This is a genomic window from Brochothrix campestris FSL F6-1037, assembly GCF_000525915.1.
Taxonomy (GTDB): Bacteria; Bacillota; Bacilli; order Lactobacillales; family Listeriaceae; genus Brochothrix; species Brochothrix campestris.
In genome coordinates this window covers 1-12,693 of the sequence record NZ_AODH01000017.1, presented here as the reverse complement: position 1 = coordinate 12,693, position 12,693 = coordinate 1, and the positions used below count along the sequence as shown (strand labels likewise).

Annotated in this window: 11 protein-coding genes; 5 read left to right on the top strand and 6 right to left on the bottom strand. The window is 41.1% G+C overall.

Annotated elements, in window-relative coordinates; genetic code table 11:
* Window positions 1-128: 128 nt before the first annotated feature.
* On the bottom strand, window positions 129-437 hold the full coding sequence (locus BCAMP_RS04460; protein ID WP_035314053.1) for a metal-sulfur cluster assembly factor: 309 nt from the start codon (window positions 435-437) through the stop codon (window positions 129-131).
* A 184-nt stretch (window positions 438-621) separates the two neighbouring features.
* Here BCAMP_RS04460 and BCAMP_RS04455 point away from each other — a divergent pair, with 184 nt between their 5' ends.
* Complete coding sequence (locus BCAMP_RS04455; RefSeq protein WP_035314020.1) at window positions 622-1,419, top strand: Cof-type HAD-IIB family hydrolase; 798 nt, start codon at window positions 622-624, stop codon at window positions 1,417-1,419.
* A 97-nt stretch (window positions 1,420-1,516) separates the two neighbouring features.
* On the opposite strand, the gene addA is transcribed toward BCAMP_RS04455, so the two are convergent.
* The 4 genes from addA to BCAMP_RS04435 form a co-directional block, all read right to left on the bottom strand.
* A complete protein-coding gene (gene addA / locus BCAMP_RS04450; RefSeq protein ID WP_084038532.1) occupies window positions 1,517-4,498 on the bottom strand; it encodes a helicase-exonuclease AddAB subunit AddA in 2,982 nt (993 codons plus the stop codon).
* On the bottom strand, window positions 4,482-5,279 hold the full coding sequence (locus BCAMP_RS13005; RefSeq protein ID WP_035314019.1) for a UvrD-helicase domain-containing protein: 798 nt from the start codon (window positions 5,277-5,279) through the stop codon (window positions 4,482-4,484). The genes addA and BCAMP_RS13005 overlap by 17 nt, the downstream gene beginning before the upstream one ends.
* Window positions 5,269-8,748, bottom strand: coding sequence for a helicase-exonuclease AddAB subunit AddB (addB, locus tag BCAMP_RS04440; protein ID WP_035314017.1), 3,480 nt, complete (start codon window positions 8,746-8,748; stop codon window positions 5,269-5,271). The genes BCAMP_RS13005 and addB overlap by 11 nt, the downstream gene beginning before the upstream one ends.
* Before the next feature lie 153 nt (window positions 8,749-8,901).
* Window positions 8,902-9,138, bottom strand: coding sequence for an IDEAL domain-containing protein (locus BCAMP_RS04435; RefSeq protein ID WP_035314016.1), 237 nt, complete (start codon window positions 9,136-9,138; stop codon window positions 8,902-8,904).
* A gap of 188 nt (window positions 9,139-9,326) precedes the next feature.
* Here BCAMP_RS04435 and BCAMP_RS04430 point away from each other — a divergent pair, with 188 nt between their 5' ends.
* Window positions 9,327-9,938 (top strand): competence protein ComK, encoded by a 612-nt coding sequence (locus BCAMP_RS04430; protein WP_035314014.1) that lies wholly within the window; start codon window positions 9,327-9,329, stop codon window positions 9,936-9,938.
* A 95-nt stretch (window positions 9,939-10,033) separates the two neighbouring features.
* Window positions 10,034-10,570: a nitroreductase family protein gene (locus BCAMP_RS12500; RefSeq protein WP_051456883.1), complete on the top strand. Its 537-nt coding sequence runs from the start codon at window positions 10,034-10,036 to the stop codon at window positions 10,568-10,570.
* Window positions 10,571-10,615: 45 nt separating this feature from the next.
* On the opposite strand, the gene BCAMP_RS04420 is transcribed toward BCAMP_RS12500, so the two are convergent.
* Entirely contained in the window at window positions 10,616-11,611 is a 996-nt protein-coding gene (locus BCAMP_RS04420) for a lipoate--protein ligase (protein ID WP_035314012.1), read from the bottom strand.
* A 197-nt stretch (window positions 11,612-11,808) separates the two neighbouring features.
* Between BCAMP_RS04420 and BCAMP_RS13430 the strand changes: the two genes are divergently transcribed.
* Together BCAMP_RS13430 and BCAMP_RS04415 are read left to right on the top strand one after the other, a co-directional pair.
* The gene (locus tag BCAMP_RS13430) at window positions 11,809-11,973 is read left to right on the top strand and encodes a hypothetical protein (protein WP_156921138.1); all 165 of its coding nucleotides are present in this window, start codon (window positions 11,809-11,811) and stop codon (window positions 11,971-11,973) included.
* Window position 11,974: 1 nt separating this feature from the next.
* Complete coding sequence (locus BCAMP_RS04415; protein WP_035314010.1) at window positions 11,975-12,331, top strand: hypothetical protein; 357 nt, start codon at window positions 11,975-11,977, stop codon at window positions 12,329-12,331.
* Window positions 12,332-12,693: the final 362 nt, after the last annotated feature.

Sequence of the window (12,693 nt, the reverse complement as noted above, 5' to 3'; positions counted from 1 at the left end):
TCAGCTCCTGCTTCTACTATATAATAGCGACTGAGCCGTTACCATCATTTCTCTAATGTTGTTCTAAATTAGAATTTTAGAATTAATATATAAAAAAAACACCCTCAAGAGGATGTTTTTTTATTTACTTAACGAATCCCTAATGCAATCTTCGCATAACGCGACATCCGGTCTTTGGTCCAAACCGGATCCCAGACGATATCGACCTTTGTCTCACTCACTTCTGGTAAATCTTCTAATGCACTTTCAATCTGTTCAACAATGATGCCCGCTAACGGACACCCCATTGAGGTTAAGGTCATTGTTACAGTGCATAAGCCATCATCATCAATGTCAACGCCGTAAATTAAGCCGAGATTGACGATATCAATCCCAAGTTCTGGATCGATGACTTGTTCGAGACAAGCCAACATGTTATCTTGTAATTCTTCTGTCATTTCTGCCATTCAGCTCACCTCTTTATCTGAAACAATTATAACAAATTCGATTGTTGAATGCTTGTATTATCTTTCGTCACTTGCCGATTGTTCATTTATGTGGCAAGATAGAAGTTACTTATACGCTAACACCTTTACTGATTAAGTAAAACTGAAAGGACTTTGATGATGCAAAAAAAAATTAATCGCCATTGATCTCGATGGCACAACGTTACGAAATGATGCTACTATTTCAAATGAAACGAAACGCGTACTTGCTGAAGTTCGAGCGCAAGGACATGCCGTGATGATTGCTACGGGGCGCCCTTATCGTATGAGCCAACAGTTTTATAAAGAGTTACGCTTAGATACGCCTATCGTCAACTTTAATGGGGCCTACTTACACCATCCAACCAACACACGTTACGAAGGTTTCCGGCAAAATATTGCTTTAAAAACAGCACATGATGTGTTTGATTTCGCAAAAACACTTGATCTCAACAATATCATTGCCGAAGTTGACGAGTCTGTCTACATTTGGAAAAACGATCAATCTGTTCCACAAAATATGCGTGAGGCTGATCCACGTCTGATTCATTATGGCGCCCCTTCACAACTGATTCAATCTGATCCAACCGCCTTAATGTTCTCGGCAAATAATCAGCAACTCGCGACCATTAAAGCACAGCTCGATAGCGCCTTTGCTGGCGTGATTGAACACCGCAGTTGGGGCAAGCCTTACGAATATTTAGAACTGACAAAATCCGGTCTTAATAAAGCCGTCGCCCTCCGCCAAGCCGCCAGTGATCTCGGTTTTTCAATGGCTGACGTGATTGCCTTTGGCGATGCTGATAACGACTGGGAAATGTTAGCAGAAGCTGGTATCGGCGTAGCGATGGGAAATGCCGATGCTGAAACAAAACGGATTGCCAATGAAATCACCTTAAGTAATGAAGAAGATGGCATTGCTGCCTTCTTAACCGCTAATGTGTTGAACAAATAATATAAAGGCGCAAACCAAGTTGGTTTGCGCCTTTTTTGACAGTTTTAACGGGTTGTTTTCACTGCTACGCTCCTACCGACCAACAATGGTCGGTTTTTTATGCTGACACTTCGCTCACATGACCGCCATCAAAGAAATATAAATACTTCGCAATGACTGGTCGATTGCTCGCTGCTTCAATCGCTTTCGCATACAACGCTAATTGCACCCGGTATTTTTCACGATACGTTTCTTCTACTTCGATCCAATCGCCAACAATGCGATCGGTCTTATAATCAATAATAATTAAGCCTGCCTCGGTTTCAATTAAACAATCAACAATCCCTTGAACGATTGTTTGGTCATTCGTCTGTGTTTCATAAACATCACTGGCATCAATTAAATACATGAACGGTACCTCTCGACGCGTACGATGTGTCAACACCAACCGTCCTAAATCTGAGGCAAAGAATGCAACGATGGCCTCCACATTAATCACATTAACCTCTGCTTGCGTCATGATTTTTTTAGCAACTAGCGCCTCTAATAAGGTCGCGATACTCGCTAAGGTTGGCGTCGTTGTTAACGGCACCTGCTGCATCACACTATGCATCGCCGTTCCGATTTCATTGGCCTGTAATTTTTTAGCCTGTAAAAATTTCGGACGCTCAAGCGAAATTGGTGTCAGTTCTTCTCCATATGGCGCACTCTCGGCCAATTCCCGTTCGGCTAAGCGACGCTTCACCTCAGTAACACTTGTTTTAGATGGGATTCCTGTCGCCTCCTGTGACTCATACTGATAATCCAATAAGGTCGAAACAGCTAAACTGACATCAACCGCTTCAAGTGGTGTCGCAGTTTGGGCAGCCATTAACCAGTCATGACTACTCGATTGTGCCACTGAGTCTTTCGTAATTAAGGTGTCTTCTTTTTGCCAGCTAATAATTGGTGTTTCGTCCATCGGATAGTTCCGACCATCCACATCCGCTCCACTAAAAGCGACAAAACTCGCATCCCGACTAAAGGCATAGCCAATCCAATCGAGGTAAGTCATCGCCGACGAACGGATGTACTCGGGTAAAACGATGTCCGAAAAATGGCGGGTACTCGCCCATTTTGTCATCGTTTTGGCATACTGTTTACATGAACCGACTAAAATCAATTTTTCTTCGGCCCGGGTTAAAGCCACATATAGCACTCGCATTTCTTCAGCCTGTAATTCCTTCAATTGTTTGCAACGAAAAGCATATTGGGCAATCGTTGGCTGTTTTGTGCGCGTCTCTAACTGCGTCAATACCGAGGCGAAGCCGTAGGTTTTATCAACCAGTTCAGCACTATTAATATCCTGACGGTTAAAGCCCTTGCCTAAACCGACAACAAACACAACTGGGAATTCAAGTCCCTTACTCTTATGAATTGTCATCATCCGCACGACATTATCATTTTCACCTAGCGATTTAGCAGTTCCTAAATCCTTCCCTTTTACCTGGAGACGATCGATGAAACGAATGAAACGAAACAATCCTCTAAAGGACGTTTGTTCATACTGATTCGCCCGATCATAAAGCGCCCGTAAATTAGCCTGGCGCTGACGACCGCCAATTAAGCCCCCTACATAATCGTAGTACATCGATTCTTCATAGATTTGCCAAATTAACTCAGCTGTCGTTGCTTGATGCGCCTGTTGACGCCAACGTTCCAACCGCTCGACAAATAAAGCCAATTTTGCTTGATACGGACTCGTTTCAGCCACATCTGCTCTAAGCGCATCAAAGAAATACCCTTTTGTATCGGCGAGACGAATCTGTGCGAGTTCTTCTTCACTTAAACCTACAATAGCAGAACGCAATACTGCTGCCAACGGTATATCTTGATACGGGTTATCAATCACTTTTAACACCGCCATCATTGTCATCACTTCAATTGATTCAAAATAACCATTATTAGTGGTGGCATACAACGGCAGTTCGTATTTTTGGAAGACACGTTCGTAAATGTCGGCCTGGGTCATCGAACGAGCTAAGATAACAATGTCTTTATAGTCAATCTCCCTGTATGCGCCTTTTTTCCCATCATACACTTGGTATTTTTCTTCTTTTAAGGCTTTAATACGACGAGCGACAATTTCGGCTTCTTTTTCATGATTACTGCCGACGTATGTTTCTGGTTCTAACTCATCCGTTTTAAAATCACCTTCAACTAAGATAATCTCGGTTGCTTCTGCTGCTAATTGAGCGGCCTCGTTGCCCGGCAGCGGTGGGTAACTTGCCCCCAATTTTAAAGCGGCATCCTCATCGTAGGCAATCTCACCAAAACGCTCATCCATCAATTGTGCAAATAATGCATTGGTTGTTTTGATAATATTAGAGCGACTACGGAAGTTCTGTGATAGATCAATCCGATAGCCGGTTGGACCCGCCGTCGTCGGATAGCGTTGATATTTATCGATAAACAGCTCCGGTTCAGCGAGACGGAAACGATAAATCGACTGCTTCACATCACCAACGATAAAACGATTGCCACCACTATCGGTTCCTTCTGGTTGCGCCACTAACGACAGCAACGTTTCTTGTACCTTATTCGTATCTTGATACTCATCGGTGTAAACTTCGGCAAATTTTTGACGATAATGTGCGGCAATTTCAGTCGGATGAAACACGCCCTGCGCATCAGGTGTGCCTAACAGTTCAATCGCATAGTGTTCTAAATCACTAAAATCAAGTACAGCTCGCTTTCGCTTCGCCACTTGATAAGCGGCTAAAAATTGTTGCACAATGTCGCCTAATTTTTCAACCTGTGGACGCAGAATGTCAAAATCACTTAAAAAACTTTCGGCTGTCCGTTGACACCATTTTTCCGTGAGATCTTTCATTTGTTTTTTTGCATCGTCGCGTAAACTAGCGATTTGTTTAATCGCTTCACGGTCAACCTCGTCATCTTTTTTTACGGCAGGAGCACGACCAAATTTTAGCGTCGCGAGGATTGCCTGCATTGCAGCGAACGATTGGTCTTTAACGATCGTTAACAACTCACGCGCAGCCGTTTGTTCCGTATCAAGTAGCGGATACCATTTAACACCGACCTCATGGGCAGCCGCAATTTTTTTTCGCCTGCTCTAAATAAGCATCGATTGCTTCGAGACTCGTACATATATCATGATGAATATAAGAATAATACGGCAGATTATCGATAGTTGGGTACGATGTCGTATCGTAAAGCCGTGGTAACTCTTGCAACCATCTTTGCGGTTCAGGCTGTGCTAAGGCAATTTCACTTAATTTTAAAATCAAACGGTAAAGTTTTGTATCACTGCGGTCATTCGTATAACTGTCAATCAGCTCATAAAAGGCCGTATTTTCTAAATCGGCATACTCATCCTCTAACAGTTGTTCAATCACTTCTTCTTTCAGTAATGCCCCTTCGATTTCATCGAGCAAACGAAAACTCGGATCCAAATCCAATACATAGTAGTAGTCGCGAATCAAACGACTACAAAAGCTATGCATGGTTGAAATCGAGGCATGATGGAGCAACTTGACCTGTCGTTTTAAATTCAGTAAATGAGCTTCGGTTATGTCCGCTTCACCTTGCAGTACTTGTTGGGTTGCCGTTTCAATTTCGGCTTCTAACGCTCGTCCAATCCGTTGCTTCATTTCAGCGGCAGCCGCTTCTGTAAAGGTTACAATTAACATCTTATCGATATCAACCGGATCGGTAGCATTTTTCACCCGTTCAATTACCCGATTAACGAGCACAGCTGTTTTACCAGAGCCAGCCGCAGCCGCTACTAAGGTTGATTGGCCTGTCGTATGAATTGCCCGCCATTGGGCATCGGTCCATTGGGTACCCGCGGGTTTTTGTGGAATTGTTTTACTCATCATCGGCTATTTCATCTCCCATTTTTCGTAATAAGTCAGCTTGCTTCTCTGGTTCAATCACCCGATAACTATTTGTTTCATTCACCACATCAAACTGACAAATTGAACGGTAATCACAATATTGACACGGTGTTTTTTTATCCAGTTGATACGGATTAATCGCAATATTACCTTCTAAAATTAAATTACCACCTGTTTGATATTGTTGACGTACATGTTGTCTGAGGACCCCAAAGTCCTTCGTTGATAAAATTTTTGAACGACTGCCAAAATCACCTGATTTAACATAGTTAACTGGAATTGTCGCAGAACTTTTGCCCGGTTCGAGCGTTGTATCCATCAATTCAACGATGTTTTTATTATCAAGCACCCAACCATCCATCTTAAACGCTTTTAACGTATCGGCTTCAATTTCCTGTTCATCCAATTCTTTTTTATATTCGATGAAAGGATTGTGGAGATGGAAGTACATCATCCCGGCTGCTTCAGCGGGACCATTAACAAGTTTGGCCGCATTCGTCACCGCAATATCGAGGTAGGTTAACATTTGTAAGGCGATGCCATGATACACCTCTGTAAAATCAACATGACGATCACTTGATTTATAATCAATAATTCGTAAATAATTAAGTCCTTCGTAGCCCGCGGTATCAATCCGGTCAATCCGCCCCTGCAATGAAATCGTACCGTCTTTCAACGGTAGCGTTAAGGCTGGAATGACCTCATCCTTACCAAAACCGACTTCAAAATTAGAGGGTTTAAATTTACTATGACGTGCTTGCTCATTTAAAACGGTAGTCGCCTTTTCGATAATCATCTGCAACTTATGTGAAATATAGCCCATTTTTTTAGAGCTGAGTAAAATTTCGTACTGATAAACAGGTCGCAGCACATCGATGGCATCCTGTGCCAATGTTTTAATGTCGTCTGCTGTTAACGCTCCCCATTCAATGGCGGACTCGGCTAAACGACGGCTAATATCTTCCATCGCCGTATGAAAAATCTGACCAATATCAACACTCTCGAGGCGATATATTTCACGTTCATGCAGTTTTAAACCATGTGAGGCAAAATGAGAAAAATGACAGCCGAAAAATTTCTCCATCCGACTTACGCTCGCAGTAATCTCCGGCTGAAAGAGTGAGCGTGCGGTTGCCTTGGTCAGTGGTTTAGCAATATTTTCATAACTCAAGCTCGTTAACGCCTGTTTCGTCACATCAACGTAACCATGAGCCGGTGTTAAAAACCAATTGTAAACCTCCTGCCAAATCGGCTTCGGTTCAGACCCAACCTTCAGTTGTTGCATCTGAGCCACAAGGGTATTGAGACTCGCCTTTGGATGAGCAATATAAGGGAATTGTTCAACCTCACTTAAATCAGACATATCTGATAAATATTTTTGTGGCACAATCATTGTGCTAAACATCTGTTCAATCCGACGCAGATACGGTGAAACTAATAAACTCCGACCTTCTTCATCAGCAATTGGATAACTTAAAAATAACTGTTGTGAAGCTGAGGTTAACGCACGATACGCATAGAAATCTTCTAATGCAAGCTGTTGGCGGGCACTTAATTGAATCGGTAAGCCAGAATCGACTAGCAATTGACGATCTTCTTCTTTAAATACGCCTTTATCAGTCCCTCGTTGCGGATAGACGCCATCATTAAAGCCAAGCACAAACGCCACCTTAACGTTTAACACCCGCGATGTTTGAATATTGGCAACGGTAATTTGATCAATTGTTGGTGGTAGACCAGTAAATTCTAATTCATCAAACCCAGTGGCAAGAATGTCACGTAGCTGAGTAATGCTGAGCGTTTCATCCCCCATCACTTCGACAAGTTCATCGAGCAATTGCAGACTCGCCTTATAGGCCTGTTCATGCATCTGTGTTTGTTCAATCGTCCCGTTAGCAATAGCCTCGTTGCGCCAGCGATTGAGATGCTCGCTAACTTGCAAGTCTTCCATATAATAAAACAAGGCCGCAGCTTGTTCTCGTACCGTTTCTGCTTGTTTTAAGCATCGATGCAACTGAGCCAGTGGCTTCGTTATCCATCGACGCGTATCATTTATTTGTTGTTGTTGCTCACGTTCAGCATTCGTTTGAACGACCGCTTGTCCCGTTTGTTGGTAGCGTCGATAGACCCAATCAGCCTCATCAAACCATTTCTTACCATAATAGTTACGAGCCAAAACATAGTTTTCAAGTTGATCAATCCGTTGTCGGCCTGTTTTCGGATTAAAACGCGGTGGTACAAACAATTCCGTGCGAGCAATTTGGAACATCGCATCGTAATTAAAGTTGGTAGTAATAGCTTCCAAGCTGCCTCTTAACAGTTCAATCAACGGATGATTGGCCATTTTTTTAGCTTCATCGATAAAGAATGGCAGTTCGTTCATTTTAAAAACAGCCGGCAGGAGCATTTGATAGGCTGAAGCATTGCGGATAAATACAGCAATATCCTTATAACGATAGCCTTGATGTACAATTTGACGCCGAATTTCACGGGCAATCCCTTCAACTTCTGCTCGACGATTGTTGGCAATACTAATATGGACATGTTCCTCATCACTTGGTATTTTATGTGTTAAACGGTCAAAATTCGCCTCGATATGTTGTAGCGGCTCACTTTGATAATTCGTTGTGACATAATGCTCAGGCTCCGTTTCAATACCATTGCGTTGAACCATCTCAGCGATTTTTCGATACGTATGTTTCGCGAGGCTAAACAAATCCAAATCAGTTAATTCATTGGTCGTATCCGCCGGATTCATCGTAAACGTCATCGTCACTCGATTAGCAACTAATAGTAACTGTTCAATTACGCTGTATTCCTGTGGTGAAAACTCAAAGAAACCATCAATAAAGAAGCTCGCATTACTGAATTCTTGATAGTTCGGTATCGCATCAACCAGTAGCGTTAGGTAATCCTCTGTTTCTAAATATTTATCGGCTGTTTCAGCTAAATAATGTTGATAAATAGCATTGATATCTGCTAATTTATCTCGCAAGGCGATACTGATTGGCAGTTGATTATCTTTAACTGCTGCTAAAATATCCGGTGTAACCTCATATTGTTTAAATTCACGAAAAGTGTCATGTACTTCTGTAATAAACCCTTGTTTCGATGCCGCTTTCGTAAAGACACTTAAAGCTGGTGCCTCACTCATTAGCAATTTGCGAATGAGCATATTCAAACCATTGCTTGATAAATAAGTTTGGGCTAAGCCACCGGTTTCACGACAAACACGCCAAGCTAAACGGTTCATACTATAAACCTGTACATTTAACAACCCTTCGACTTCTGGATGAATTAATAACTCATGTTCAATTTGGTAGGTCATTTGATCGGGAGCAATGATAAAAATCATTTCATCTGGATACTGTTTTGTTCGTCGGATAATTGCTTCAATCATCCACGTTGTTTTACCACTACCGCTTCGACCAATAACAGATTGTAAACTCATGCTTGTCACCTCTTTTATTCTAATAGTTCAATTTTAGCACACCGTATCAAACAGATGATAAAAAAGCATTATTTTGGCAGCAAAAAAAGTGTAGTCACCGTTGTTTTTAACAGTGACTACACTAGGTTACTATTTTATCCACCTGATTGCCTCCTATGTATATGACAGAATGTGTGCTTGAACGCTACTTAATTCACTTACTAACAGACGAAAACGCTCTTGTTGGCGGTTATCTAAGGCCTCATCGATTTCCCCTTGCAGATTTAGAACACGATTGTTCATAAGACAATGCTCAAATAGCGATTCAACTGTTTGGTTGATTGGAACGTTCCCATCCAGTGCGTTTCCTTGTTGCTGTGTCAAGAAAGAACCATTGAATTTGTTTTCCATTATAATCACTCCTCACATTTTATTTTAAATTATACGTGACATTCTGATTGTTTACAAGTTAATTGTCAGAAAATTGCATAAACTTGTTTTTTTAACATTTATACCAAATTGATAACCGTTCGTTTTTAATATGCTACGCTTATTTTGTTACCTGTAGTATCTATATAAAAAAGAAAGTAGGGATTACGATGACGACGATTTTAAATGAGTATGAGATAAATGCGAGTACAATGATCATTCAACCCTTAATGATCTCTAAATATGATTGTCATGCTATTGTGATTGATTCCGAAGGATCACATCAAATTGCACAAAATCCTGTAAAACTCATTTCGGATGGTTGTAAATTTTTCGGTTCCAGTTTTGAAGGGCGTAAATCAGCGACAAAACACTTGATTGGTTTCACGCATAAAGCACCAATTATGATTGACAGTATGTCGTCTATTTTTACATTTCCCACAACGAGTCCGAAACGAAAAACAGATTGCACTTGGATTTTCCCCCAACATCTATCACAGTATCATAAAGCACCTCATGCTAAAACACATTTAGTTTTTTATAACGGTTTTGAACTCACACTTGATATGTCCTTCGATAGTTTCTCAAATCAATTAGCCCGCACCTCTTTATTACACATGAAATTATTAGGCAACTTTGATAAGACGAAACGAAAAGCGACCTATGCCGATGCCACCTACAACAGTATGCAAGTTGCGGAGGGAGACCCTCCATATCACACACGAGTTTCACCGTCAAAAAGCATTGACCACAATATACTGCAACACCGGCAGCAACGTTAATTTCGCCGTTAATTTCGTCATTTAATAAAATCTCCTTCCCGAAAACGAGCGAAAAGTGCTATGATAGCAATAGTTACTTATAGGAGGTTACTTAGATGACAAAAGTAGATTTAGAACAACTCATTAAAACACGCCGGTCGGTTTCGGCTTTTAGTACAACACCTGTTCCATCAACAGAAATTGAAGAATTATTAGAGACTGCCGTTTGGGTCCCTAACCACCGTCTTACACAACCTTGGCGCTTTGAATATTACACAAATGATGCCATCGCTAAGGTTGCAGCTGCTGCGTTTCCAGACAAAAGTGGTAAAAAATACGAAAAATTAATGTCTTTACCTGGTATTTTACTCGTTATTAATACGACACACGAAGATGCCGGCGTTGCGTTAGAAGATACAGAAGCAACCGCGGCCTTGACACAAACTTTTGCTTTACTTGCTTGGGCCAACAATATCGGTACCGCTTGGAAAACACCTGGTTATATTAATTCTGATTCATTTAAAACAACTTTAAACATTGCATCAAACGAACGCGTGATGGCATTAGTACATGTCGGTACACCTGAAGGTGAACTTAAGCCTGGACGTGAACGTAAACCTGCAGCAGACGTTTTCACTGTCATTACAAAATAAAACAAAAGACCTTTCCAACAAAAAATGTTGGAAAGGTCTTTTGTTTTAATAAATAACTGCTAAAAAATCATCCAAAGTAATTTGACCGAAATAATGTTTAATCGATAAAACTTCCAACGCTGTTCGAATGGATTCTCGCTCATATTTCACACCGATTAAACGTTGCTCGATATCTGTTACATCACCGACACCGAAAAAATCACCAAAAATTTTGGCAGCAACGATATGTCCTTTTTTTACGTTTAACCGCACATCAATCGAACCAATTGGAAAACGTTTCGTTAATTCAATATCGAACTTAGGTGATTTACCGTAGTTCCAATCCCAATTAGCATAGCGTCGTTCAGAGATCGCTTTAATTTCGGCCCAATCTGCTTCAGTTAAAACATATTCTTTCACATCTTCGATAGCCTCAACCGCGAAAATCGATAAGAGCAAACGTTCCTTGAATTGTTCGGTTGTCATTTTTTCTGACATAAACTCTGATAGATTGGCCACGCGGCTTCTGACCGATTTAATCCCTTTGGATTCAATCTTTTCTTTGCGGACTTTTAATGAGTTAACGACCTCATCAATATCACTGTCAAACATTAATGTTCCATGTGAATACATCTTACCGTGCGTCGCAAATTGTGCGTTACCACTAACCTTTCGTTCACCTACGACCATATCATTACGGCCTTTAAGCTCTGCATTCACACCCATTGTTTGGAGGGCGGCAATTACCGGTTCAAGAAACTTTTGATAGTTTGAGAAACTATTGCCATCATCCTTCGTTAAGAAGCTAAAGTTTAAGTTACCTAAATCGTGATAAACGGCTCCACCACCTGATAAACGTCGAACCACCTTAATGTTATTAGCATTGACATAGTCCGTATTAATTTCTTCAATCGTATTTTGATTGCGGCCGATAATAATTGACGGACGGTTGATGTAAAATAGCAAATACGGTTCTGTCACTTCTAAATTATTCAACACAAATTCCTCGATAGCGATATTAATCGATGGGTCAGTAATACCTTTATTGTCAATATATAACATGGTTGTGTTGCTCCTCTCAATCGTTTATTCTGCTTTCAGTATGCCAAAATTCGAACACATATACAAGTAAAGAGTTAGTGCCCCTGACCTTTTTCATTCGTAATGAGCTAGTTATGTGTTACTATATGGGCATAAAGACGAGCGCCCAACAATTGACGCAACCAAACGCCTTTCATTTAGATTGAGGAGGGATTTTTATGACCGCTTTTTATGTTACTCATGGTACAGCTGATTATTTAGCAAAATATTACGAGGCTCATCGCCGGCCAGGACTTTATTATTTAACAAGCCCACACGAAACAATGCTGTTGGATAATACAGGTAGCAAAAAAAACGCCGTTTGCTGGTGGTACGACCTATGATGTGATTGAACAAACTGGCGCACTGACCTTATCCAATGGACTCGATGCCTATCTGTTTTCAGTCTCAACCGAAGATGCTCTGTTCTTAACCGATATTATCCATCGTTTAGCGACTGAATTACCTCAGGGCGTTACCTATTTGGCATTCGGAAAGCGCCACAACCAAGCCCCTTATTCCTTACTCATCGGGTGGAAAACATCACAAGACCGACTGGCCTTCACCTTAACAGATGCCTATGCTAAATTAGAAAAATTCGTATATACCGCACCAGTGGGACAACTTGATTATGGTCATATTACAAACTATCTTATTCATGACCCTGCTGATGAACAACAAGGGACTGAAAGACCAATTTAACATACTTTCTACAGTAAAAGAGCCAGCTAAGCATAGCTGGCTCGAGGCTGAAGATAAATGCTGTTCTAGGTCGTCAATGCCTCCCCTTATCGGAGTCGAGTACCATCTGTACACTCACCTCAAAGGCTCGTTTTTCCTAGAACAAAAGAATTTAAAGCCGTTCTAAACGGCAGTGATTGGAGAAAATAACGTCTCGACTATTTCCCATCGATGCGTTATTTTTGAAATCACCCAAGTTTAGGATTTAAATACGAGAGGATATAACAACATTTCTATTCAGTCTTATCATCTCGTATACAAAGTCACTGTACTAGCATTACAAAGAAAACGAAGTCTGTTTAGACTTTGTCTACAATCTGAGA